This window comes from Candidatus Methanoplasma termitum (genome assembly GCF_000800805.1).
In the GTDB taxonomy this organism is placed as follows: domain Archaea; phylum Thermoplasmatota; class Thermoplasmata; order Methanomassiliicoccales; family Methanomethylophilaceae; genus Methanoplasma; species Methanoplasma termitum.
This window is the reverse complement of the sequence record NZ_CP010070.1, coordinates 101,475-126,695: the sequence shown is the minus strand read 5'-3', so window position 1 is coordinate 126,695 and position 25,221 is coordinate 101,475. Positions and strand designations below refer to the sequence as shown.

Below are 25,221 nucleotides of genomic sequence, written 5' to 3'. Positions count from 1 at the left end.
AGAGGTTACTTTCCTCTTCTTCCCTTTGCTTTGATCGAGGGCCTGTTCTTCTCGGCACCGTTGCCTTTGTTCCTCAGACCGCGGCCGGCTATTCCTGCCGATGTCAGTCCGCGGTAGACGCGGTTCTTGTTGTTGGACTCACAGATCCAGTTGATTTTCGGATCCGCTTTGATCACAGGGTGCGCAGGATCGACCAAGATGATCTCGTACCACTCCTGTATTCCGTCCGCTCCGACCCAGTAGGAGTTCAGTACCTCAAGGTTGGGGTATCTCTTCGCGGCTCTCTCCTCAGCCATTCTCTGGAGGCTCTTGCCGGTTGTTATCTTGTTGATACCTTTTCTCTTAGGTCTCCTTCCCGCAGTGATAGCTCTCTTCTGGAAAGAACCTTTCCTTACGTGTCCCCTCACCACGACGTAGCCCTGTTTGGCCTTGTATCCGAGGGCTCTTGCCCTGTCAAGCCTTGTGGGTCTCTCGATCCTGATGAAGTTCTCCTCTCTCCTCCACTCGATCCTTCTCTGGTGGTTGAGCTCTTTCAAATAGGTCTTGCTCGGGTTCTTCCAAGCTTCCCCGATATAACTGTACATACTTTTCCCGTTGACCGGGCGTACTTCTTGCTGTTGATCTTCGTCAGCCATTTAAATCACCTTTTCGGATTCACCCAGAGGGCACATTTCCGGCAGAACACTGAGTTCTGTACTACCGCCCATACAAATTAGCTATTTAAAGGTACTTTTTAAGAGGGGTGTGCGGGTCTATTTATAGTAACAATGGCGTTTCGAATGTAACAGTGAGCATGGGGGGATTGTGCCCGCTTGCATATGGAGGAAAACTATGCAACTGAATAAAATGAAAATAGACACCTCTGGCAAAATAAGCACCATCATGCTTGCGATCGTCGCGATCATTGTCGTTATCATTGTGGTCGTCGCAGTATTTATCATAGTAACAAACAACGGCGATAACCAGCAAAAGGGTACCCCTGAAATGGCGCCTGGAACAACACTGGATTTCACAGTTACCGGAGGAGAGCCGATTACAGAGTTGAAAGCAGAAATAATCGGACAAAGTAAGGACATTTATTTCGCTAAAACTACGTACACTGTGAACGGAAACGATATCGTGCTTTATTCCACAATGGCTAAGCCCGGCGGCAGTAAATATCAGGTTACTGGCACAGAGAAGATAACTACTATACATGACGGCGAAAAAATGCTGGATGTGGCAACTGATCTGACTGACGGCTCAACATTATTTGTAGATCCGTCAACCGGGTTGGTGTACAAGATAACAACGATTAATGGGGACTCTACCGTCACCGCTGTTTTGAATGAGTATAGTCTTATAAGGCAAAATTCGGGCTCGTATAAGCAATCTAGCGCAATAGGCACCGGAAAAAGTTACACGCTGACATACGACGGAACACCATATACAGTGACGAGCACGTGCATCGCTGATTGCCGGAACGGACAGTATGGCGTCGAATATGATCTCAGTTCTCTCGGTGGATCCACAATAGACACAATTAGCAACAGTCCGCTTGGATTGCCGATCGATGCGGTGGAAACAAATATGAGCGGCATCACATCTAGCGGTGCCACCACCCACATATGGATGTACACAGACGGTATGGGCGATACGCTGTACCTGTATTATGACCCGGTCGCAAAGGTCGTGGACAATATCGGTACGGACATTGAAATGGCACCCGGATCGATGATGGATTACACAGTTACAGGGAGCCAGTACACCGAGATGAAATTGGAGTATATTGGTCAAAATGCAGATTCAGATTTTGTAAAGACCACATATTATGCATCAAGTGGAAGCAGCTCAGATTATATTCTGGAGTCTAAAAATCCAGACACCAGCGGCTACCAGCTTGTTGGCACACAGGCAATGGATACTGTAGACGGACAGAAAACGCTGAATGTAGTCAATACAACAACAAGTGGAGTAACGACAACACAATACCTTGATCAGATGACAGGATTACCGTACAAAATGATATTGATGGTTTCCGGAAAAACAACAACCTTCGTACTGAAAAACTATGCTCTGAAAATGCAGAACTCAGGTTCATACACCCAATCCGACTCGGTAGGTACAACGTATAATTATGCACTTACAGACCCCGCCGGAACCGGCTATACGATGAAGGTTAAATGTGTTGCGGATTGTACAAACGGCCAATATGGATTTGTTTATGATCTATCATCAATGGGTATCGGTGAAATGTATTCTCTTGGAAATAATCCTCAAGGGTTATTGGTCAATGCACAAAACAGTGGCTCTGTTAAGACACTCGAAACGAGAGATGGCACTAGGTCTGTCCAAATATGGAATGATACAGCGGACGGACTTACCTTCTACATTGATTCTGCGTCTAAAGTCATATACCAGATCGACATGATATCTGGATCCACGACAATAGTATTCACACTGAAAAGCATATCACAAGAGGGCGGCTCATCAACTGTGGTGTGAAATAAACAAAACAACCTTCAAACTCCTTAAAATCTTTTCAATGTCAAGCTATTCAAAGACTGAAAAATTAAGGCTGACGAGCATTTGGCCATGAACTGCCTTATCTAACACAAAACAAGAAATATTGCTATCTCCGCAAGTTGCTATCACTAAATTTGGTTCAATTTAGGCAGTATTTTAAGACGACCTCATTATAGTTAAGAATAATTTTAGAAATGCAACAAATACTACAAATATCGCACTGCTGCATCACATGTCCCTCTGAATTCTCAAGATGAATTATAATCACGAACCTAACTATTTAGACTCATGGTCGATTAAAAAAGTCCTCTTCCATCCTTCAGCATAGCTCATTTTCAGGGATTCTTTCATGAATGTCTCTTTAACAAACTCCACCAGATGATCTTTGCAGAGAAGGAACATACCGGAGACCCTTGCTTTGACGGTCTTCCATATGAATTCGATCGGATTGAACTGCGGAGAATACGGCGGAAGGAAAAGGAACTCGATATTGAGTTCGGCCGCATGGGATCTCACTGCCTTTGTATGATGGATCCTGCCGTTATCCAATATCATCAGCACTTTCGTGTTTCCGTTGGCTGCGCGGATCGCATCAAGAAAAGCACACATGTCAGCGCCTTTGGATGATTCCGGGAACAGCACGGAAGAATTACCGTTGATCGCATAGAACCCGAATGTGTTGGCGTTCACACGATCGGAGTTCATCTTTCGAACGGGTCTTCCCAACGACCACACTCTTGCGGTGTTTACGCTGATCCTCTGTGCGGATTCGTCTGCGAACCCCCAGGCGATATCGTTCAGGCTCACAGAGTCCAGCGCTGTTCCGAGTCTTTTTTTAAAATGCCTTCCGCATCGGCAGGGCGCCGATAATCGACATCATACGGCTTGGCATGTCTGAATCCCATGGACCTGAGCATGGAACGGATGTGTTTCGGAGTGAATTCGATACCGAAATGTTCTCTTACGAACGCCCCGGCCTCAACGGTGGTCATCATGTCCCTTGCCACCGCATCCCTGAACCTTTCTTTCTGTTCAAGGGTCATGGCGGAGGGTCTCCCGCCTCCGTAGTTAGGCATTACGGAATCAATGCCGTTCTCGTTCCAGGAACTCTGCCAATTGTATCCGGTCTGAATGGTTATGCCTTTGATCATGCACGCTTCCGGGACCGAATATCCAAGATACCTCAATCTGATGAACTCAAGTCTTTCGCCCGCTTTCTTTTGTTTCTTGCTCTCTGCCTCTATCTCTTTCAGCTTTCCTTCGATGAACTTCAGGTCGACAGGCTTCGAGATCGGTATCAGTTCAATTCCCGCCATGAAAGAGATATGAACTTAATCATTCAAATAAGTTAGGTTCGCAACTATAGTAAACACAGTTTTTAAAAAGAGTTGCGCATTGGCTTATTTATATTAACAAAGGCGTTTCTTATCTAACAGTTAGCATGTGGGGTATGCCCGCTTGCATTGGAGAAAAACTATGCAACTTATTAATAAAATTAAAACGGACAGGTCCGGCAAAATAAGCACGATCCTGTTGGTCGTCATAGTGATCATTATTGTGGTCATTGTGGCGGTTGCGTTGTATATTGTCTTATCCGGCGATAACAATAAAGAACAAGAATTAGCACCCGGGACGGTCCTCGACTTTGATATCAACGGGGTCGCCACGGTAGACTCTTTAAAGATGGAATTCGTCGGTCAGAATGCGGACGAATATTTTGTAAAGACAACCACCGGCGTGATCACAACCACGGCCACAGGCACGACCACAACAAACACAATCCAATATACACTTATGCCCAAGTATTCATCGGATAATGATACACAATTCAAAGGCATAGAAGAGATAGAAACGGCCAATTATGGCAAATTGAAATTGAATGTGTACTCGATGGTCACTGATGATGTTACAGCCAAGATCTACGCTGACACAAAAAATAATATACCGTATCGGATGGTCTATACATATCCAACATACACAATGACAGCCGAGCTGAGAAACTATGGGGTCGCAGTGCAGGATAAGGGCTCATACAAAGAATCGGATACCATCGGTACTACCAGTACTTACTCGGGAACAGCAGGCAGTTTCACGACAGTATGCGTTGCGGACTGCATCGATGGTCAGTTTGGATTGAAATACGGAAACACGGATGTATACTTCCTCTGTAATGGTCCTCAGGGGTTACCTGCTGATGCATTCGACACCGGAAGTACCATTGCACTGACCGTAGAAGGCAACGATGTGGACGCAGAAGTATGGGCTCTAACCAACATGGCAGTAGGTTATGATCAGGAATCAAAGATGGTATACACCGTCGGCATCGTGATCTCAGCGACGACTTCGATAATACTGTATCTCTCTGAGGTAACCGACAAAGCCGGCACAACAGAGCATTACAATGTGGATCAAAGAGCGACCTGAGAGTGAATGTGCCATAGGTACATTGCCACGATAAACCATTTCCAAAAACAATTTTTGTTCGTTTTCAAATAGTTGGGTTCATTCTTCCAATCAGAAGAAATCATCCAGTTTAGGTCTTTTCGGAGGAGCCTTTGCCGAAGTCACGGTCTCTTCTTTTTTCTTTTTCTCCGGTGCGCTTTTCCCGCCAAAGTCGTCATCGAACAGGGTCTTCTGTTGGCTTCCTGCCAAGAGATCGCTCTCGGTCCAACCGAATACCTCCGTGATCCTGGAAGCCGTCTGTGCCAATCTTTCCGCATAATATTTGTAATCCGGTTCCGCTGTGAACTCTACGCCGCTCATGTACGGTTCCACCTGCTGCGGCACAACGCCGCCGTTCGTAACTATCCAGGAGACCTTCATTCCCGGAATGAAGTTGTATTTTCTCTCTTTCATTTTCAACGCCGCCTGGACATTGCTCATTCTCTCCGGGTTCTCATATGATGCTGGGTCCTTACACGTTCGGGATATCACCAGGTCGGCGACGTCGACATTCTTGGAAATTGTGTCTTTGATCATGCCCTTGACCATTGCCATGGCCTCATCGTTCTTCTCGTCGAGGATCTTTTCGAACAATTCCTTTAAAAGACGGCTCTGGAGATCGAATGAGTCCGACCTCCTTATCTCATACCCTCTTACAAGGAGTTCTTCGCTCTTTGTAGGCCAGACCACCCTTCCCACATACCTCTTCTTCTTTCCGTGTGAGAAGAGGGGCTCCATCAATTTCTCGAATTCCAAGGTCCTTCCCTCTTCGGAGAATCTCTTTGCCATCCTCTTTCCGAACTCTACCGCGCCTTCCAGATCCTCTTTGGGAGAATGCATGAACACAGAGTCCGTGTCCGAATAGATCACGGATATCCCTTCGCTCTCAACGTCGCTGATGATCCTCTTCACATTTTCCCTTGCGAATGCGGTTATTGCGGCGCCTATGCTCTTATCTGTGAATCTGTAAAAGGATGATGCGAAAACCCCGTAGAATGTGTTCATAAGCACCTTTACGGCCTCCTGAAGACCGTTGAGGTATCTCTTCTCATATTCGTCCGATGTCGCTTTCATTCTCGCTTTGATCTCATCTCTTTGACGCATCAGGTCTTTCAGGATCTTTGGCAGTATCCCCACTCTTTTCTCGGGAGACAGGAACCTTGCGCCGGAGGGCGCAACGATAGTACCTTGTTGGGACAAAGTAGTGAAGCAGATGTTCTTGGCGATTATCAGAGAAGGATACATCGATTTGAAATCGAGTACACATACCCAGTGGTACAATCCCGGGTTCATCGTGTGAACATATCCTCCTTCGATCTGGTCTTCTGATTCTCTCCTTCCTGTGAGAGGGATGCCTACTTTTTGCCTGTCCGCTTCCCTTATCAAAAGGGAATCGGCAAGCTGCGAAGAACCCGCATTAAGAGCATCGTCGAGCGGAAGCTTTGCTACGGTCGCTAGATCCATCCCTTTCCTTACTGTTCCCACGTTAATGAGTATCTTCAGAGCAAGCTCTGCATCTTTCTTACAATATTCGATGACCTTTTCTCTGTTGTTCTTCCATTCATCATCCATTTGCTTAGGATCGACATCCATCTTCGATTCGCCGAGAAGCTGCATGGAAACTGCGTTCAGCGTCTCTTGTTTAGGTCTGAGTTCGCGCTTTACCGCCCACCACGCATCGATTATTATTCTTCCTTTAAGCCTCCAAAATCTGTCGTTCACATCACGCGGCTGTCCGAGATCCCTGCCCCAGGGCATCGCTTCCTTCATTTTGTTGGCATCTGCCCTTTTCAGTATGTGTCTGATATCGTAGTTGTCTATGTTGTACCCTGTAATGACGTCCGGATCCTCTTTCCTTATCTGTTCTGCAAATCTTGTTATTATATCCTCTTCGCCACCTGTCAGGGCTTCGAGTGTCCGATATATGCCATCCTCTTCGACTACCGAACAAATGGTGTAAATGGCATCATTCTTGATGCTGTTCTCGATATCGAACGAAAGGATCCTCAGTCCTGGATCGAAGGACTCGATGTTCTCGAAAGAGGACATCTTCATGATAATGTCTGTCGTATAGGGACCTTTTGTTCTCTCTCCGACGACCCTTATACAGGAGCCCATATCTTTGTCGTAGACAAATCTGTGATGGAAAGGTATGTCTGCTGCCAGCACTATGAAACCTTTCTTTTTCCACTCGTTCCTGTAATCGGGGACCTTCCATGGGGACTTGATGGTGACCTTCAGAACATCATGGTCTGCTCCTTTGTAAAAAAGGCGGTTCTTTTCCGTTCTTATTATCTCCGGATCCGGTTTCAGGCTCGCTTCGGTATTGCTGCTCGGGTCCACAATGAAAAAATAAGGATCGAACCCGCCGTAAAGGACGGTTATGGATCTCTTGTCTCTTGTTTTACCGAACAGCTCAACAAGGACGTTGCCGGCGGCGTCGCTGCTGTAAGATGCCGTTATGAGTCGGATATCGGTAGTTTCCATCTGATCACTTGTTTGCCACTATTCTTATTACATCCCCATCCTGAAGCACATAATCCGCACCGACGGTCCGTTTCGTCTTGGCGTTTATCGCTCTTATGAACTTGTCCCCGAGTTCGGTGTGTACCTTATATGCCAGATCCCTTGCGTTGGAGCCTCTTTTCATCAAGATGCAATCTGGCAGCACCCGGTTGAAGTGATCGGTGTACTTCGACTCGTCCTCGACCGGATAAACGGCGATAAGGTCCAATATCCTAAAGACGCATTCCTCTAAACAAGACTGTACGCCTGTGCCGTTGAACAGTTTCATTTTGTCCGCCATGTAGCCAAGCGCTTTCTTCTGACCGTCGTTAAGGGTGATCCCGGGTTTGATAGTAAAACTTGGATTGCCCGGTATATAATCAATAAGTCCCGCCGTAGCTGCTTTTTTCAAAGCGAGTTCGGTCTCGGCGAGTGTCGGGATCGCGTGATCCCCCATCTTCCTCAATTTTTCAAGGTTCTCGGGCGGAGCGATGTCAGATTTATTCATTGCGATTATCATCGGTTTGGACAATTCTCTTATCCTTATGCATAGTGACAGCAGAGTATCGTCATCCCATAATGTGGGGTCCTGCGGCAGTTCCACATGCCTCAGAGCTTCTTTGATCTGCCCTTCGGTGATATTGAGGCCGGTGAGTCTCTCCTGAAGTATGGCCTCCTGTTTTGTACCCTGGATCTTCGCCTGTCTTGCGATCTTGCCCAGTCCGTTCTTTATGATCTCCCTCATCCAAAGCGCGATCTCTTTTCTCAGGAAGACAACATCTTCGGTGGGATCGTACTTCCCCGCGGCGATGACATTCCCTTCAATATCAGTGGTCCCGCTGGCATCCACCACATTGATGTACGCATCCGCCTGTCTCAGATCATCCAAGAATTTATTTCCGAGACCTTTTCCTTCCCAGGCGTCCGGGACCAGACCCGCGACATCCAGCAATTCTATCGGGACCATCCTCGTCCCGTTCATACAAATTGAGTTGTGTGGGGTGCATTGAACTCCGAGGATCTTGCATGCGCAAGGCGTCCTGACGTATGCGATGCCTTTGTTCGGAGCTATCGTGGTAAAGGGGTAATTTGCGATCTCCACCGTAGCCATCGTTGCGGCGCTGAAGTATGTCGACTTCCCCACATTCGGTTTTCCTACTATACCGACCTGCATATGTCCATGGTATGCGGTCAAAGAGTTATACCTTTACTGTTCTCGGCTCAGAAAAGAATCGGTTTCATCAAATCCCGCCGCAGGATATGAGGCTTCCTTAATCACAGAGTATAGCCACAAAGATATCTCCATCATTAGGATTCAAATAAGGAGTTTTCGTGACCGGATCGATCTGCGTTAATCCCAAGTAATAATCTGTTCCCTCTCCGAATGCATAGTGCGGTACCGAGTCCATTTCCACCCACCTATTGCCATAATCCTCAGCATTATAGTCATATTTCCATATGACCCAGCTCTCTCCTATACTTTGATCGGGAGCGACTCCGTTGATTGAAATGATCCTTCCTTCAGAGTCCACTGTTGTGTCGGTCAATTCCTTCAACACCAGAAGCGGATCTTGACCGGCTTCAGTAGTTTTCCCTGTCCAACCATTTTGCAATATCTCAGTCTCATAACTCCCATAGTCTATGTAATAATTATAATATGGATCCCTTTCCCACGGAGCCGGCGGCTGCTCTTTTGACAATACATTGAACATGACTACGATGGAGGCAATGCTGCCTGCAATAACAAGAACGCCAAAGACTATCAGCGCGACCTCAATTTTCTTCATTTGTCACTCCCGTTGTTCTGTTCTGCTCAGAAAGCGCATTATCTATTCCACTGATTTGTATGTATATATATCAAATTGTATTTTTTAAGTGTTGGCATTTGCCGCCGCATGCACCGGCGTTCAACGAGTGCATTCTTTCTTTAAAACAAATACAGAGTTGGCTATCTCGGCGATCTCTGCCGGGCGCAGTTCCTCCACCCTCGAGTCCAAGAACGGGACATCCCAATCGTCTTTGATCATCTTCGCTGCTTTCAGAGATGTTCCTATCTTCTTCCTTCTGTGATTGAATGTCGCTTCTGTCACATCAAAGAACGTTTTCTCATCCAGTACTTCAAAGGGAGCGGGTCTCGGGACGATCTCCACTATCGCGGAATCGACCTTGGGCTGAGGTTTGAATCTCGACCTCGGTACCTTCTCCAAAAGCCTGCATTCCGCCTTATAGAACAGGTTCACTGTCAGCCTTGAATAATCGGGGCTTCCTACGTCGGCGATCATCCTGTCGGCGAATTCTTTCTGCACCATCACGATCGCTTTCCTGAAATCATACTCCAGAAGCTTGAATATTATCGGCGTGGAGACGCTGTAGGGGAGGTTGCTGACGAACACATCGAACGGCGGGAACGGGATCCTGACGGCATCGCCCCTTATCAGATCCAAACGGTCTCCGTATGTGCTCTCGACATGGCCCGCAAGGATCTCGTCGATCTCTATGCATGTCAGGTGATCGGTGCGTTCTATAAGCCTCGAAGTCAGTATGCCGAGCCCGGGGCCCACTTCCAATACTCTATCCTCTTTGGATATGCCTGAGAAATTCACCTGACGGTCGGCTACTCTGTCATCGATAAGAAAATTCTGACCCTTGCTCTTCTTAGGGACCACGCCGGTCTCGGCCATCAGCCTTCCCGTTTCGCCTCGGTTCATTTGGACACGAATAGGTAGCGCTTCATGTCGTTGCTTTTCACTTCAAGCGCAATGCGTGCGGTTATCAGCTTCTCGGGATTCTTTATGGCGGCACGTTCGCTGAGATCCTTGAAATCCTTGAAGTGGCCGTTCTTGCTGCGCTCATCGAGTATCGCGGTCATCGTCTTCTTTCCCAGCCCGGGTAGTTCTTCAAGAAGGTGCTTCCTCATTGATATCGGTTCTGCCTCGTTGAAGAATCTGATGAATCTCTGCTGATTTGCCATAACGATATCGGTGATGCAGTATTCCAGCTCTGACAGCGCGCTGTTCGTGAGATCTCCCGGTCCGACCCGCCTCTTTACGTGGTCGATGACCATCCTCTTTGCGGGATCCTTCCCTATGTATACTCTCTCGCCGATGTTGACGATCGCGGTCGGTTTCGGAACAAGCTCGAAAAGTTTGAATTCGTCATCACCCAAGGCATAGCAAACCGGCTCCTTCTTGCCGAAATTACTTGTGGGCACACCCTGAGAAAGATAGTCCAGAACGTATGCGTACTCTTCCAAATGCAATCACCAACGCTGAAACGTGTTACAGATATTTACCTACTACCTCGATTATTCGATCGATGGTCTTTTGGTCAAGTGTTATCCTTTCTTTTGAAAATATCGCCCTTACGTCTTCCGGGTATTGGGGAAGTATATCCGCAACCTTTACCGCGGTATATTCCGTCACACCGTTTATTGTGCGGACCTCTTCGATGATCTTCTTTGCGTTCTCTGCGGAGAGCTCGCAAATTGTCCTCGCATGTTCCATTGCGGCCTTCTGCGAAGTAAGGAGCTCCCTTTTCTCATGCTCTTCAGTGAGAAGGTCCCTGACCTCGGCCAATGTTATGTATTGCTCAGACATTTGTATCACCGGTCAAAATGTTTATGCCCTGTTCCTTACAAGGTGCTCCGGGCGTGCAACGACCATCTTGGTCTTGTCGCCTTCCTTTACCTCGACCTCATACGCCGCCCCTCTGGGGCCGACGACGACGCCGGTCTTCCCGTGGAATCTGGAAAATGGCATTCCCTTGTGGACACTCGGGTCTATAATAATGTTGACCTTCTCTCCGGCCTCGAACTGCTGGAAAGCTTTTGTTATGGGCGAAAGTCCGCGCGCCCTCGGTTTCTTCTGCAACAGCTGGCGGGTCTTTGTCCTTGTTCCTCTGGATGCCTTCATCTTAATCCCTCGTTGATTCTTGATAGTTGATCGATATCACGTCAAGCGTCTGCACCACACATTTCACGCCGAGCGCATCGGAGAAGTTCGGTACGGTCCTTCCGTCGTCGCCCGAAACGAACTCTTTGATGTAGGTCCCGGCATCGGCGTTCACGGTGAGGTCGAACACGTCATCTCCGATCATCTCCGCCTCGACCCATCGGACCTCTCTGTTTCTCACAAGGTCGGCGCGTCTGTGCTCGACCCTGCGTGGAGTCCTCTGGTCAATGTGGACATTCTTGAATGATAAAGCTACCTCATATAGCCTTTCTTTATTAACTTTACCCTCAGATCTTACTCTTGCTTTATAGGTTTTATCGGGATCTGCGGCTTTGTATTCCTGCACCGCTTCGCGCGGTACGAAGTGAAGACCGATATATCCCGCAAGCTCGGACATATTTGCTCTTTTCTCAAGTTCGTCGAGATCTATATCCCTGATCCTGGGCTTGCTTATCTCAAGCACGAACGGCCTTCCGTTACCCAGCATGCAGGCGTCGATGTCCTCTCTTCCCATACCGTGGAAGAAATGTTCGGTTCCTTCGGACATCTCCGCCGCGATATCGCCTATGATCTCCTGAACAGATGTCTGGTACATCTTGCCCGTGCCGCCGCATCTCGGACATCCTTTACCTTTGCAGACCCTGCACGGCCAGATGGTCTGAGGGATCTCGCGGCTGTACTTGAAGTATCTTCCGGCGATGAAAATGGGTGCGATGTCCAGCGTCACATCTGCAAATCTGGTATCTATGCATGCCACGACCTGAGGGTTCTTGAACTCGACCGGACGGTTGATCTTCGGCAGTGCGAGTTTTCCTATCTCGCGATTCAGCTCTGTCTTGATGGATTCGGCGTTCTCAAGCCCGTATTTTTCCCATAAGGCCTTCTCCTTATCCGCTATCTCCGGCTCGACCCTTGACCCTACAAGGAAATTGTCCGATCGGACGCTGTTGATGTTCTCTGCCACAGCATCGGCGAACCTCGGCATGAGATTAAAAACATTCTCGCAGAGGCTGCACATCTCCGGATTCTCTGTCTTGACCCCTTTTTCAGAAAGCGCCTCTCTTATCATCCGGCCGCGTGCGTCATTGGTCATGCCCGTTCCGACCTTCCCGAACATCCTGCCGAGACAGTGGTCGCATAGTCCTTCCGATGCCAACCTTTCGGCCTTATCTAAGTTATCGTATACCCAGTCTTCCATATGATCACTCACAGATCAAAGCCCATCTCGGCGATTCTGAGCCTGGGACGCTGACTTTCAAGGTAACTGTAGACTGTGGCATGTTCGCTTCCGTTGAGGATCAGTTCGACCGCATGCTTCGCCACTGGAAGGCTTACGGAGTTCCCTATCAAAGAGACGGTATTCCCGTACACCGACATATAGCAGCCGGTCAGTTCCTCTATTATCTGTCTTGTTCTGCCCCCGGCGCCGATCAGCCTTCCTCTGACCCTCTCAAGCTGGTTGGATTTGCTCCCCGCCGCTTCTTTCAGGTCGAATGATTCGAAGTATTCGTCATCCTCAAACAGTCTCACCGCACGGTCGGGGTTGAATCCCCTTCCGACCGCTTTCAGAACATCCATCAGCATCAGGACCTTAAGAGGATCGGCGCCTTTCGCTTCTTCGTTGAAGTTCACATCCCCCTCCGGAGTGATGTCCAGCCTTATCCCGGACATCTTCTCGATCATCCTTTTCGTCGCGCCGTCCTTTCCTACGAGCGTACCGATGCGGTCGCTCGGTATCTTAACGGACCTCATTCCTCTTCCTCCTCGTCGTCATCCGAACCATTAAGTACTTCGTCCAGAACTTTGGCGGAATCTATTATGTCCGCTCCTCTGTTCTTGAAGAATCGGTTGATGTTCGCTATGTCCCTTATCAATAGGTCCTTTGCATTGAAAAAGTCATTGGTCATCGCCTGTCCGCAGTCGATCATGATCGGCTGACCGTCCAATACGAGTACGTTATATTCACTGAGATCCCCATGTACCAGATGCGCATCCTTCCATCCGTCGATGATAAAGGAAAGGACCTCATCGTACATTTCGGTCGGTTCTTCAAGCTTCACATCCTTCAGCTGCGGCGCCGGGCCGTTCTCGTTGCCGATGTATTCCATAAGAAGACAGTTCTGCTGGAATGTAATAGGTTCCGGTACGGGCAACCCCGCTTCGGCGTACCTCTGGAGGTTCTTGAACTCTTTGTTGGTCCATGCATAGATCAGCTTCCATCTGTTACCGCCGATACCTTTGAACCGCGGATCCCCCTCGATATACTTACCGAAGCTTTTGAAAGTGGCCGTCGAGGTCCTGAATATCTTGATCGCCAGCGGATCGCCGTCCTCATCTGTTGCGAAGAACACATTCCCCTCTTTCCCCGTTGAAATAGGGAACTGAATGGTGTCGATGAAACCGCCTTTCATGAGATCATATATGGTCAAAAGCGTCTTTTTATCGAAAACTTCACCCTCTGTCTGACGCTCGTCACCTGTTTTATGGGTCTTCAGCGCATCGACGCGCTGTTCCAAATAGGCAAATTTCTCGTCATATGAGGGCAGTCAGAACACCACCGTTTCAGAAAACATCCAGACTCTTCGGCACTTTTCCTTTCTTGCTGAGATTTACCGCCTGTGTCCGGGTATACCTGAACCTGACATCGCATTTGTCAGGCTGGAAATCCCAAAGCGAGATTATCAGGAGATCACCCTCGCGTATCCACATCCTCTTTTTGATCTTGCCGGGGATACGGCCCACTCTCGACACGCCATCCTCGCACATCACTTTGATCTTTGATGCGCCGAGCAGCTGGTCGGCTATCCCGAACATCTCTCCTTCTTTTATGTTCGGCATGCGTACACGTGATACGTCCTCCTCTGTACTCTCGAATGGCTGCTCTTCTGCGGGCATTTTTTGATCTCCTTTACAGCATGTAATACTAAATGCTTTTAAATGTTATCCTAAAAATTAGACCAATTGTCCGACACCGAACCTTTCTACGGTTCCGATATATGCTCCAATAAAAACATTGAACGTGATCAGATCCGCCGCTTTCGCCGTTGCCTGAACAAAAAACTATTTTAACCATATCTAATTATGAGCGGCTAAGCTCTGATAGTGTAGCGGCCAATCATTCGGCCCTTTCGAGGCCGACACTCGGGTTCGAATCCCGATCAGAGCACATCACTCTCCTCACTTACACAAATTCTTACGGTATTTCTCGCTCTTCTCTGCGATATTGTCCACATTATCCTTGTTAACGATATGGACCTCCGGCAGTTTCTTTTTATTCGAATCGAGCATCGTTCTCATAAGATACGGGTCCGGGAAGTCCTTTTTCTCAAGTGTCTTCCTGTCCCAATTCTCCACAAGATCATACACAGCTTCGATCCCTTCGTTATAGAACTCCTGCACGAGTATGGCGGCGACCGTACAGTCCTTTGACATCACTGCGATATTTGAATTCCTGACCGCAAAGTCGCAGCCGTTGAACGACATTGCTAGACCGCTCTTGTCCCTGACCGTGTAAAGCGCGGAAACATCGGTCATGTCCCCTCCGATGAATGCCGTTCCTTCGAACTCGATATTCATCTTTTTGCACATATCGATCATAAAATACGCTTTCTCATTGGCCCCGACGACCCTGGACTGCCTCATCATGCCTTCTGCGGAAGTGTTCCTGAGACCGTCTTTGAAGATCTCGTCCAGGGTCATGACCATATCGACCTCTTCCTGCCTGAGTTTGGCGGGGATGTCCATCCTGTACTCGTGCGGAGGCATCCTCAGGCTTGTAATGGTCGTCGCCATCCCCCTGATTGTCCTGGCCTCCTGTTTTGTCATCTCTTTGTCATCGAAAGAGATATCAGTGCAGTCTACCACTGCGCGGGGGATATCAAGCTCATCACACAGATTGATCACATTATGCTCATACGAAGATGTTGTGACAAATGTCGGCAGGGTCTGCATCAGATGTTTCATCACTTTCTTCGATTCGTCCGTCAGTCTGAGTGAGACCTTACAGTGTTCCATTGCGGCATAATCGGTCATGCCGAAGGCCTTCAGGAACGGGGCTATGAATCTGGCCGTATTACCGGACCGTCCGTCGGTACGGTTGAGGATGAATGCCGTAAGGTCATCATATCTGGATATCATATCGTATAGTTTATCGCCGTGGTCGATGAACCTTTCGCAAAGATCCCTGGAACTGTTGTTCCTCTGGAGGAATCCGGTGCAACTGCAGATGAGTTGTTTGTCTTGCACAAGACCCAATTCAGCTGCGGGATCGAACTCGTCCATCTTTACACCTTCAGGGACCGATCGACCTCGGATGTCATGTCATACGGCCTCTCTATCGTCTTTCCGTCTTTGAAAAGCCTCTTATTTTTTATCTTCACGACGCCGCCGGCGAATAATCCGATGGTAGAAACGATGAGCGGAAGCTCCCGCTTGGCGCCTTCTTCCCTTATCTTCTTGAAGAGAGGTTCGTTGTTGCCTTCAGCCTTGATCACATTCTCCAAGGACGAGGATGCGATCTTTTCTTCCATGTCGGACCAAAGCTCATCGAACCCGGGGCCTCTTATCGGGAACACGCAGTAGGTCAGAGCGGCTCCCCTGTCCCACTCCTCTGTGCAGATGTGGATCATGACCCCGTGTTCTCTTGCATCTTCTCTTATCAGGGTCCAAATGACCTCCTCCCATGTTCCTTTAGGTCCGTCGGGGAGGGCGGGATGGAGGTTGATCATGTCGTATTCTCTGCATGTCTCATCATCCATCCACAGCATATAGCCTGCAAGCACGCCAAGATCGAATCTGTACTTCTTTGTGAGCTCTCTGAGCTTCTTCCCGTACTCGTTCCTCCATTCGGTCTCGTCGCTCTTGCGGATGTCCGGGCGGAACTCTTTCCATGATAATGTGATGAGCGGTATCCCGTACCCCTCGACCATGTCGAAGAACATCTTCCTTTGGTCTTTCTTCGGGTTCGGTTCTTCGTTGTTGTCCCAATTACAGAAAACGAAAGATATCTCTACATCCAGCAGACCCTGTTCTTTTTTGTCCATGACTGTTTTCAAAAGGTTCCTGGAACCCGGGCCTCTTCCTGTGGAGAACCACCCTAATCTAAGCATATCATTCCACAGAAAGAAATGACAGTATATTTCTTTATACGTCGAAAATGACGGTCACCGACGGCTCGTCGACGTCCACGGACATCATGTGATATGTCACCGCCTTGACCTCCGATCTCACACGGTGCCTGCTTTTATCGAGGATCTCTCCTTTCCCTGTGCACCTCAGTCCGTTCCCCCCGAACCTTACTTCAAGCTCGCAGAATATCGCGCCGTCGCTGTCTTCGAGGAACAACAGCTCTGACAGGAACGAGTATAACAGATCCTCTTTATCTTCGCCGGAAACGGAGAATTCAAATGTCTCGATCGGTCCGACCCCCGAAAGATCTACGGTTTGGTCGAATAATGCATAGCCCGCATTTGCAAAACACTCCTCCAGAGTGTTTCCGTACGCTTTGACCATCAGATCTGCGGTGTGGTCCAAGACCTCATATCTTTTCACATTCCAAAGAATGTCGGGGAAGTATATGCTATGTCCGAAATGAGAACGTAGTCTACCTGTACGGTACCCGATTAAAATACCGGTCCGGTCGTAAAGAGATGTGCCGGAAGTTGTGAAGTCTTTTTACTTGCTTGCTTTCCTGCTCCGGCAACCTCCTAAATAATTCAGGCGTGTGCCGCAGATGCTTGATCGTATCGGAAGTGCACAAGCTGCAATCACCATATCATCCCCATATTTTTCTAAAAGATGCATTTATTCGTTCTGTTTTAATAGTGTGTTCATAGAATATTTACGAAATACGGTAGCTTAACTACGAAATCCTCAAAACCGTGGGAGTAAACATTAATATTTAGCTTCCATTCTGCCACGTCATGCGTATAACCATCGTCGGTTGCGGCTCCATCGGCTCGAAACTTGCAAAAGCCGCCGATGAGATGAATGATGTAAAAAGGATCTATTTGTTGGATATCAACAAAAAGGTGGCAGAGAAGGTTGCCGCCGGCCTTAACAAAGGGATAGTGATAGATTCCGTTGAAGAAGAGTTGTATCACTCAGATCTTGTGATAGAATCGGCATCGCAAGCGGCGGCAAAAGAGCTCCTTCCCAAAGTGGCGGCGAGAGGAGTGGATATGATGATAATGTCGGTGGGTGCGCTTGTCGACGATGACTTCAGGGCGCTTGTATTCGAAAAGGCCAAAGTGAGCGAAGCAAGAATATACATCCCGACGGGTGCTCTCTGCGGCGTCGACGGCCTTAGATCCGCTTCCGTCGAAGAATTGGATGAGGTCGAGCTGATATCAATGAAGGGCCCGAAGAGCCTTCTCGGCGTTCCGTACATCGAGGAGAAAGGGATAGACGTCGATAAGATCAGAGAAAGGACCGTTATATACACAGGTTATGCGAGAGAAGCTGTTAAGTTATTCCCCAGGAATGTCAACGTCGCGGCAACGGTTAGTCTGCTGGGAATAGGGTTCGACAGGACGAAGGTCACCGTGGTCCTAGATCCGGACATAAAGAGCAACTCCCACGAACTCAGGATAAAGGGAATTTTCGGGGAAATGAACTGCCACACCTATAACGTTCCCGAACCTGACAATCCGAGGACATCCCACCTGGCAACGCTCTCTGCGATATCCGCGCTGAAGAGGATCGTCCGCAACGAATGGTTCGGTGTCTGAGCAAACCTTTTAGTCATTATTCTTTTATCCCGAAGCATGGAAAAATCCCGCGCCGAAAGGATGATCTCCAAAGCGGAAGGTCTTGATGCCATAGTGATAATGAATGACGGAAGCCCCTATCTGGACTCTACATTCTGGTACCTGACGGAGCTGAGCGGGGGTGTTTTCGAGGGAGCTATCGCCATCGTCGGCAAGGACGGGCGCTTGGACGTCATTGTGAGTGAGATGGAGTCGGAAGCCGCTGCTGCCGGTAAGGGAAATATATACGTTTACAAAAAGCGCGGGGAGAGAGAATACTACCTCAGAAAAGCACTTGCGGGTGCAAAAAGAGTAGGGTTCAATGCTGACCGTGTGTCGTATTCGAGCGTGGCTTATGTAGAGAAAACGGTCAAAAATATCAGGGTAAATGACGCCGCACCGGCGATCCTTTCAACCATGACGGTAAAGACCCAGAAAGAGATAGAACAAACAAGGAAGGCTTGCAAGATCTCCTCCCAAGTCGCGAAAGAGATACCTGATATGCTTTCTGAAGGTATAACAGAGAAGGAGATGGCCTTCAAGATGGATTTCAGGATGAGGGAGCTCGGCGGAATGGGAAATGCTTTCGAAACGATCTCCGCGTTCGGTGCGAACAGTTCGAGACCGCACCATTCTCCCACAGATTACAAACTTGCAAAGGGAGATGCCGCTCTCTTCGACTTCGGCACGAAGTACGAGGGATATTGTTCGGATATGACCAGAACGGTGTTCCTTTCAAGACCGCAGGAGATATTGGCACGCGCGTATGAAGTGGTCCTTGAAGCACAGACTGCCGGGATCGAGAAGTACAGGGACGGAGCGCCTGCGAAGGAAGCGGACCTCGCCGCAAGGAAGGTGATTGACGAATCCGAATTCAAAGGGAAGTTCATCCATGCCTTCGGCCACGGCATAGGCATGGACGTCCATCAGGGGATATCGGTCTCGCCCAGATCCAAGCACATTTTAAGAGAAGGGAACATCGTTTCGGCAGAACCCGGAATATACATTCAGGGTGTAGGCGGCATAAGGATAGAGGATACTTGCCTGATAACAAAGAACGGATGCGAAAGGCTCACCGACTTTGACAGAAGAATCACTTTCGTCTGATCAGAATGCCTGTTCGATGGTGATATGCTGACGATCGCCGGCGTCCTCCATCGATGAGCAGTCATCGATCATACGCCCTATTTTTGTCACTGGGTACCGAGAGACCGGCAGCCTGTCATCGCCGCTGAGCGGTGTGGGGCCGTAGAAGAAACACAGTGCGCCGACCTTAGGCCAATATGCAATATCGCCTACATTCAGCTTAGTGACCATTTCTTTTGGGTCTGCGTGATCGATGGGCATCTCGAAGTATATCTGACCGCCCATCATGTTTATTGCGGTTCTGAAAGGTAAAGAGAGCCAGATGGCATTCGAGATGTCTGAACCGTCAAGTTCGGCGCGGTATTCGCCGTTCCTTGTCCTGATGCGGATGCCGCTCATTGCCATCGGCCCTTTGAAGTTTATTTTTTGTCTTTTCTTTCGAAAAGCTTTCTGATCTCTTTTCCGACCACTTCGAGCTGCAGTTTCTTCTCTTCCTCTTCCAACCTCTTGAGGTTCACAAGGCCTGCCGCCCACTCGGCGCGCCAGTCGTTCTTGAAAGCACCGGACTCGATGTCTTTCAGTATCGACTTCATTCCGGCCTTGGACTCAGGCGTGATTACCCTGTCCCTTCTGGTAAGTCCGCCGTACTCCGCTGTGTTGGAAACGACCTGCCACATAAGCTCGAATCCCCCTCTGTTTATGAGGTCATCGATAAGCTTCACTTCGTGAAGTACCTCGAAATAAGCCATCTCGGGGGGGTACCCTGCGCCGACGAGCGTCTCGAATCCCGCTTTGATCAAAGCGGTCAATCCTCCGCAAAGGACCGCCTGCTCGCCGAACAGATCTGTTTTCGTTTCGTTGTCGAAGGTAGTTTCGAACACTCCCGCACGGGTCGATCCGAGTCCTTTCGCAAGTGCCAGTGCGATCTTTTTCGCATTTCCAGTTGCGTCCTGGTGTATGCAAACGAGAGCCGGTACACCGAATCCCTGAAGGAACATCTCCCTCTCCATGTCGCCCGGAGATTTAGGCGCCATCATAATGACGTCAACATCCTTCGGCGGTACGATAAGTTTGTATGTTATTGCGAATCCGTGAGCGAACTCGAGTGCGGCGCCTTTTTTGAGGTTTGGTTTTACATACTTCTCATAGATGTCGGGCTGTACCTCATCGGGGAGCAGGATCATAACAACATCCGCTCCTTTGACGGCGTCTGCAAGTTCTGCGACCTTCAGGCCGTCCTCTTTTGCTTTCTTCCAAGACTTTCCGTCCTTTCTGACTCCGATTGTAACATCCAATCCTGAGTCGTGGAAACAGAGGGCCTGTGCTCTTCCCTGCGATCCGTAACCGAGTACCGAGATCTTTTTTCCTTTGAGGACCTTCAGGTCCACATCTGAATCGTGGTAAATGTGCATTAATTCCACCTTAAGATAATGGGTTCAATCAATCGATACACTTAATACTTATCGCAGACCCGCACGCGGGGAGCTGTCAGCGGTCAGCCGTTATTGTTTTGTCATTTGTATGATGGTCTGTATTTATGGCAGAATAAAGTTGCCGGCGCATTACCGTCACTGAGTGGGTTATATACCTATTATGCAGATATATTCACGTTCTCGAAACTTCGGGGGGCAGTTAGAGGGGACAACAAATCAAAAGGTGATGGCATGAAAAAAATATCATCTCTGCTGTGTGTGATCACGTTAGTAATGCTTGTATTTGCGTCCTTGGTCCCAGTTGCACTGGACAAGTCTGAGAGCAGTGCGGCGAACAATTTCAATGACGGAACATGGAAACCGATCTCGAACTACCAGGATCTCGCAAAGATAGGGAACGACGGAGGTTATCCTCTGGACGGAAAATACTATTTGACACGAGACATTGATTTCAACGGTGACACTAACGGCGGAACTAACATAAATATCACTGTAAAAAAATCAGGAAGCAACAGCCTGAGTATAGAGCTTACGCCTTCGGTGGGAAGGATCAATGATTTACAGGCGTGGTATGGGACAGTTAGCAAAAACAATTCGATTGGGGAAATAACCTTAGACAATATCAGCTCGGGCAGTAACATGTTATATTTGGGCGGATACCTCGACGGCTATCCTTTCGCTTATTCTGTGTGGATTAACTCAGCGGTAAGCGGCGGTACCACGATCATCAATAATGTGACTTTCAACAGTAACGGTAATTTTACACCGATAGGTACTGACAAGAATCCGTTCACGGGAACATTCGACGGTAACGGCCACCGTATCTCGGGAATGAATACGGCGATATATGTAACCAGTAACGATTTTGCTCTGGCCGGTCTGTTCGGATATACCCTGAATGCCAACTTCTCTAATTTAGGGATTGTGAACGGTTCTGCGACGGCGATAACGAGCGGAAACGGCTACGCATCCGCAGGGGGAATTTCAGCCGTAGCAGATGCTAACAGAACTGATCCCGTAACAATAGACAACTGCTATAACACCAGCCATATCTCCTCGATCACTGCCTATCAGGGTTCGTTGGCGGGAGGCATCATCGGCATTGTGGGGGCGTTGACTAATAACAGTCTCGGTACTAGCACCGGGCCGGGGGCGATTATTTCTAACTGCTATAACAAAGGTACTGTCTCTGCTTCATCGACGGGGTGGGTGGCTTTTGCAGGCGGCATATCTGGAGACACAGAACAGGTGACAACGTTGTCTTACATAGAATGCTACAACTCAGGTACCGTAAATGCTGTGTCCACCGCATCCGATGCGGTCGTCGGCGGCATTACGGGTCTTGTATATGCAGAAAAAGAGAGATCGAATACGCTTTTTTCCAAATGCTACAACACCGGAATAACTTCATCTGAGTCGACGACGAAGGGTTGGGCGGACTCCGGAGGCATTGCGGGTTCCATCATGTCAAGCCAGTCAGCATCGGTATCGATCAGTGAATGCTATAACACCGGCAGCGGCAGTTCGACCTCATCCTATGCATATGGAACAGAAGCGGGAGGCATTATCGGTTATGTATATTCGGAGATCGGGTCGCGCATAAAGGTAGCAGATTGTTATAACACAGGCTCGATCTCTGTTAAAGCAAACAACTATCCTTGCGCCGGAGGTGTGATCGGGTATGCTGAATCGGGATCTTCTGGCCTTATTTTGATATCCAACTGTTATAACGATGGGGCGGTTGCTACTCTGTCCGGAACAAACCAATGCTCAGGAGGAATTGTCGGCAGATCATACATAGAGACAGGGGTCATAGCAATTGTGAATTGTTATTTCACTTCCGGTAAGGTAGTAAAGGGCGATACCGCCAATGAAGTACTATACAACGAGGGAAAGATCTGGGTCGATGGAAACTCCAACGGCAGTCCTAGGGCGGGCGCTCAAGGATCAGGTTCAAAATCACTATCTGACATGAAACCCAGTTCGTCTGATGCAAAGGGCGGCAACTCCATCTACTACATCGGAACAACAACGATCAGAACCGATACCATAAGCGGATGGGACTTTGACAACGTATGGACATTAGGAACAGGATCCGGATTGCCGATACTCAGTTATTCCGTTGAGAGTAAAAACAATGAGAATAAAAGGGAGGGGGGTGGTGGTGGATCCAACATCGCATTATATGTCATTCTCGCCATAGTGATAATTGTTATTCTCATCGAAGTGATATGGTTCCTGTTCGTAGGTAAAGGCAAGACTTTCTTCTTCGTTGAGTTGTTCAAAAAGCTGTCAGAGATAATAAAGAATATATTCTCGTCAATGAAGAAAAATTGAGGCGATAACGGACAAACCTGTTTCAAACCTTTTAAAATAATTTTCACTGATTAACTAATGCGCAAATCTCGGCTGCCGTTCTCATTTTATGGCTGACTTCACCACTCCGATATACATTCTTATTGCCGTCTGGGCCCTTCAAGTTCGCTTTCTTTTGCGTTGCAAATCGGGCAGCGCTTTTTGGCTGCCAAAGCAAATACTCCGCCGACTACCCACATGCCGGTGTCGCGTTTTGTATCTACATTTTGCTTGCAGTATGGACAGTATTTCAGTGTCATGAAGGAGCGTATCTCTTATTTGCCCCCTTAAATTTTTCGGTCGAACCTATAAGAACGGTCTGCGAACCCCGTATTGTAAAATATGGCTTTCAGGCAAGTGCCTGAAAGCCGTTTAGTGTTTATTGGAATTTGCAACGTCCTTTGACCAACGGCTGCGCCGGGTTTGCCGGGATCATCGGAGTAATGTCTTCCTCGCAGTCGACCATTATCTCCACAAGACAGGTCACGTCGCTGTCGAATGCCTGTTTCAGAGCGTCGCCTACCTCTCCGGACCTCTCGACGCGTATCCCTTTCGCTCCGAACGCCTCCGCGATCTTAACGAAATCCGGATCGGCTTTCAGCTCGGTGTTGCTGAACCTCCTGTTCCAGAACAGTTTCTGCCACTGCCTGACCATTCCCAACCACCCATTATTCAGCAAGCATATCACGATGGGGAAATCCTCTGCGACCGATGTGGCGATATCCTGCATGACCATCTGCAGACCTCCGTCGCCTGTTACGGTCATGACCTTCTTATCGGGGCATGCGGCTTTTGCGCCTATCGCCGACGGAAGACCGAATCCCATTGTGCCGAAACTTCCGGACGATATGAAGTGCCTCGGCCTTTCGATCTCAAGATAATGCATGGCCCACATCTGATTTTGGCCGACATCCGTTGTGATGATATAGTCGCCCGGATCCTTGCTTGTTATCCGGTTGATCTCATACATTACTTTTTGAGGGAGGATCGGCGTCTGATCGTAATTGAACTTGCACTTGCAGCGTTTCTTCAGATCCTGGATATTCGCATCCCACGGCTTGTGATTGTCAACGTGACCTCCGAGTTTATCGATAAGCATGCGCATTGCCTTCTTGGCATCCCCCGCTATGTTGATCCTTTCTCTTCCGTGTTTGTTGAAGACCGTAGGGTCGATATCGATCTGAATAATCCTACATGACTTTGCGGGAGCTGTCTGTGCGCTGTATGTTCTGTCAGAGAACTTTGTCCCGATCGCAATGATCAGATCGGCATCCCTGAACGCATGAAGCGAGCACATGCGGCCATGCATACCCAGCGATCCCAGGCAGAGGGGGTGGGATGTAGGTATCGCGCCTATTCCCATAAGCGGCGTTATCACCGGTATGTTCGTCATTTCGGCGAGTTTGATGAGTTCTGCGCTGGCGTTTGCGCTTATCACTCCCCCGCCCACCATCATGACTGGTCTCTGAGCTTCTTTTATCCATTGTACGGCCTGATCTATCCCCGAATAATCTTCTTTCGGGACCTTGATGCCGAATGTCTCATTGAGCAGGGCCTCGTCTATGTTAGCGTTGATCTGGTCTGCGGGGAAATCTATGTGCACAGGCCCCGGCCTTCCTGTCTGGCAGATGTCCCACGCCTCCAGGACCGCGTGCGGAAGCCTGTTCAATTCCAAGACCCTGAAGTTGTGTTTGGTGATTGGCATCATAAGGCTGTATGCGTCGACCTCTTGGAATGCATCCAATCCCAGAGATGCTGTTCCGACCTGACCGGTCAGTGCGATCATGGGCGATGAATCTGCATATGCGGTCGCCACTCCGGTGACGAGGTTCGTTGCGCCGGGTCCGCTTGTAGCCATACAAACACCGGGGAAACCGCTTGCTCTGGCGAAACCGTCCGCCATATGGGCTGCGCACTGCTCGTGGCGTACGAGTACGTGCCGGATCGATGAGTCTAATATTTCATCATAGATAGGGATCACTACACCGCCCGGGTACCCGAACATTGTTTCAACTCCCTTATCCTCCAGCATTTTGAGTAGTGCTCTAGATCCTTTCATGAGTGTACCTCAGCATGTGTATCAAAGGACCTCTTTATAAAATTGAGGTAAAAACGTACTGTGTTCGCAAGTATCGGTTCATCCTCTCGGAACATGCAGTAAAGGAGCGATGATCCATCCTTACTTGGAAAAAATGATTA

25 protein-coding genes and 1 tRNA gene are annotated in these 25,221 nt (G+C 48.6%); 6 read left to right on the top strand and 20 right to left on the bottom strand.

What is annotated here, in order from left to right:
• Positions 1–5: 5 nt before the first annotated feature.
• On the bottom strand, positions 6–635 hold the full coding sequence (locus Mpt1_RS00590) for a 50S ribosomal protein L15e (protein WP_082007207.1): 630 nt from the start codon (positions 633–635) through the stop codon (positions 6–8).
• A 196-nt stretch (positions 636–831) separates the two neighbouring features.
• Here Mpt1_RS00590 and Mpt1_RS00585 point away from each other — a divergent pair, with 196 nt between their 5' ends.
• Positions 832–2,484 (top strand): hypothetical protein, encoded by a 1,653-nt coding sequence (locus Mpt1_RS00585; RefSeq protein WP_148305780.1) that lies wholly within the window; start codon positions 832–834, stop codon positions 2,482–2,484.
• 297 nt (positions 2,485–2,781) lie between these two features.
• On the opposite strand, the gene Mpt1_RS00580 is transcribed toward Mpt1_RS00585, so the two are convergent.
• Both Mpt1_RS00580 and Mpt1_RS00575 read right to left on the bottom strand, forming a co-directional pair.
• A complete protein-coding gene (locus Mpt1_RS00580) occupies positions 2,782–3,312 on the bottom strand; it encodes an IS630 family transposase (RefSeq protein ID WP_048111305.1) in 531 nt (176 codons plus the stop codon).
• On the bottom strand, positions 3,309–3,821 hold the full coding sequence (locus Mpt1_RS00575; protein WP_048111303.1) for a helix-turn-helix domain-containing protein: 513 nt from the start codon (positions 3,819–3,821) through the stop codon (positions 3,309–3,311). The genes Mpt1_RS00580 and Mpt1_RS00575 overlap by 4 nt, the downstream gene beginning before the upstream one ends.
• Positions 3,822–3,981: 160 nt before the next feature.
• On the opposite strand from Mpt1_RS00575, the gene Mpt1_RS00570 reads away from it, so the two are divergent.
• Positions 3,982–4,929 carry a hypothetical protein gene (locus Mpt1_RS00570; RefSeq protein ID WP_048111301.1) on the top strand — a complete coding sequence of 316 codons (948 nt, stop codon included), beginning with the start codon at positions 3,982–3,984 and terminating at the stop codon, positions 4,927–4,929.
• Between the two features lie 90 nt (positions 4,930–5,019).
• On the opposite strand, the gene Mpt1_RS00565 is transcribed toward Mpt1_RS00570, so the two are convergent.
• From Mpt1_RS00565 to eif1A, 11 genes are all read right to left on the bottom strand, one after another.
• A complete protein-coding gene (locus Mpt1_RS00565; RefSeq protein ID WP_048111296.1) occupies positions 5,020–7,434 on the bottom strand; it encodes a DNA-directed DNA polymerase in 2,415 nt (804 codons plus the stop codon).
• A 4-nt stretch (positions 7,435–7,438) separates the two neighbouring features.
• A complete protein-coding gene (locus Mpt1_RS00560) occupies positions 7,439–8,626 on the bottom strand; it encodes a redox-regulated ATPase YchF (protein WP_048111293.1) in 1,188 nt (395 codons plus the stop codon).
• A 97-nt stretch (positions 8,627–8,723) separates the two neighbouring features.
• Positions 8,724–9,239 carry a hypothetical protein gene (locus Mpt1_RS00555; RefSeq protein ID WP_048111291.1) on the bottom strand — a complete coding sequence of 172 codons (516 nt, stop codon included), beginning with the start codon at positions 9,237–9,239 and terminating at the stop codon, positions 8,724–8,726.
• Between the two features lie 120 nt (positions 9,240–9,359).
• Complete coding sequence (gene rsmA, locus Mpt1_RS00550) at positions 9,360–10,160, bottom strand: 16S rRNA (adenine(1518)-N(6)/adenine(1519)-N(6))-dimethyltransferase RsmA (protein WP_052399211.1); 801 nt, start codon at positions 10,158–10,160, stop codon at positions 9,360–9,362.
• The gene (locus tag Mpt1_RS00545) at positions 10,157–10,705 is read right to left on the bottom strand and encodes a DUF655 domain-containing protein (protein WP_048111289.1); all 549 of its coding nucleotides are present in this window, start codon (positions 10,703–10,705) and stop codon (positions 10,157–10,159) included. Before Mpt1_RS00545 ends, rsmA begins: the two co-directional genes overlap by 4 nt.
• Before the next feature lie 25 nt (positions 10,706–10,730).
• Complete coding sequence (locus Mpt1_RS00540) at positions 10,731–11,048, bottom strand: RNA polymerase Rpb4 family protein (RefSeq protein WP_048111286.1); 318 nt, start codon at positions 11,046–11,048, stop codon at positions 10,731–10,733.
• A 21-nt stretch (positions 11,049–11,069) separates the two neighbouring features.
• The gene (locus tag Mpt1_RS00535) at positions 11,070–11,363 is read right to left on the bottom strand and encodes a 50S ribosomal protein L21e (protein WP_048111283.1); all 294 of its coding nucleotides are present in this window, start codon (positions 11,361–11,363) and stop codon (positions 11,070–11,072) included.
• Between the two features lies 1 nt (position 11,364).
• Positions 11,365–12,600, bottom strand: coding sequence for a tRNA pseudouridine(54/55) synthase Pus10 (locus Mpt1_RS00530; protein ID WP_048111281.1), 1,236 nt, complete (start codon positions 12,598–12,600; stop codon positions 11,365–11,367).
• An 8-nt stretch (positions 12,601–12,608) separates the two neighbouring features.
• Positions 12,609–13,154 (bottom strand): KH domain-containing protein, encoded by a 546-nt coding sequence (locus Mpt1_RS00525; protein ID WP_048111278.1) that lies wholly within the window; start codon positions 13,152–13,154, stop codon positions 12,609–12,611.
• Positions 13,151–13,918, bottom strand: a complete 768-nt coding sequence (locus Mpt1_RS00520; RefSeq protein WP_238603125.1) for a serine protein kinase RIO — start codon at positions 13,916–13,918, stop codon at positions 13,151–13,153. The genes Mpt1_RS00525 and Mpt1_RS00520 overlap by 4 nt, the downstream gene beginning before the upstream one ends.
• A 46-nt stretch (positions 13,919–13,964) precedes the next feature.
• Complete coding sequence (eif1A, locus tag Mpt1_RS00515; RefSeq protein WP_048111273.1) at positions 13,965–14,297, bottom strand: translation initiation factor eIF-1A; 333 nt, start codon at positions 14,295–14,297, stop codon at positions 13,965–13,967.
• Positions 14,298–14,495: 198 nt separating this feature from the next.
• Between eif1A and Mpt1_RS00510 the strand changes: the two genes are divergently transcribed.
• Positions 14,496–14,568: transfer RNA gene (locus Mpt1_RS00510), tRNA-Glu, on the top strand.
• A gap of 11 nt (positions 14,569–14,579) precedes the next feature.
• Here the strand turns inward: Mpt1_RS00510 and Mpt1_RS00505 are convergent.
• Genes Mpt1_RS00505 through Mpt1_RS00495 form a run of 3 tightly spaced genes read right to left on the bottom strand, consistent with a single transcriptional unit; the run spans position 14,580 to position 16,952 of the window.
• A complete protein-coding gene (locus Mpt1_RS00505) occupies positions 14,580–15,683 on the bottom strand; it encodes a hypothetical protein (RefSeq protein WP_048111271.1) in 1,104 nt (367 codons plus the stop codon).
• Positions 15,684–15,685: 2 nt separating this feature from the next.
• A complete protein-coding gene (gene purN, locus Mpt1_RS00500; protein WP_048111270.1) occupies positions 15,686–16,510 on the bottom strand; it encodes a phosphoribosylglycinamide formyltransferase in 825 nt (274 codons plus the stop codon).
• 34 nt (positions 16,511–16,544) lie between these two features.
• Positions 16,545–16,952 (bottom strand): archease, encoded by a 408-nt coding sequence (locus tag Mpt1_RS00495; RefSeq protein ID WP_052399210.1) that lies wholly within the window; start codon positions 16,950–16,952, stop codon positions 16,545–16,547.
• A 371-nt stretch (positions 16,953–17,323) separates the two neighbouring features.
• Here Mpt1_RS00495 and nadX point away from each other — a divergent pair, with 371 nt between their 5' ends.
• Positions 17,324–18,130, top strand: coding sequence for an aspartate dehydrogenase (nadX, locus tag Mpt1_RS00490; protein ID WP_048111268.1), 807 nt, complete (start codon positions 17,324–17,326; stop codon positions 18,128–18,130).
• Between the two features lie 36 nt (positions 18,131–18,166).
• Positions 18,167–19,255: a M24 family metallopeptidase gene (locus Mpt1_RS00485; RefSeq protein ID WP_048111267.1), complete on the top strand. Its 1,089-nt coding sequence runs from the start codon at positions 18,167–18,169 to the stop codon at positions 19,253–19,255.
• Here Mpt1_RS00485 and Mpt1_RS00480 read toward each other — a convergent pair whose 3' ends face one another.
• Both Mpt1_RS00480 and ilvC read right to left on the bottom strand, forming a co-directional pair.
• Entirely contained in the window at positions 19,256–19,633 is a 378-nt protein-coding gene (locus tag Mpt1_RS00480) for a cyclophilin-like fold protein (protein ID WP_148305779.1), read from the bottom strand. It lies immediately after the preceding gene.
• Positions 19,634–19,653: 20 nt separating this feature from the next.
• Positions 19,654–20,646: a ketol-acid reductoisomerase gene (gene ilvC / locus Mpt1_RS00475; RefSeq protein ID WP_048111263.1), complete on the bottom strand. Its 993-nt coding sequence runs from the start codon at positions 20,644–20,646 to the stop codon at positions 19,654–19,656.
• A 252-nt stretch (positions 20,647–20,898) separates the two neighbouring features.
• Between ilvC and Mpt1_RS00470 the strand changes: the two genes are divergently transcribed.
• Complete coding sequence (locus tag Mpt1_RS00470; protein WP_148305778.1) at positions 20,899–23,004, top strand: hypothetical protein; 2,106 nt, start codon at positions 20,899–20,901, stop codon at positions 23,002–23,004.
• Between the two features lie 397 nt (positions 23,005–23,401).
• Here the strand turns inward: Mpt1_RS00470 and ilvB are convergent, their stop codons facing one another.
• Positions 23,402–25,081, bottom strand: a complete 1,680-nt coding sequence (ilvB, locus tag Mpt1_RS00465) for a biosynthetic-type acetolactate synthase large subunit (protein ID WP_048111259.1) — start codon at positions 25,079–25,081, stop codon at positions 23,402–23,404.
• Positions 25,082–25,221: the final 140 nt, after the last annotated feature.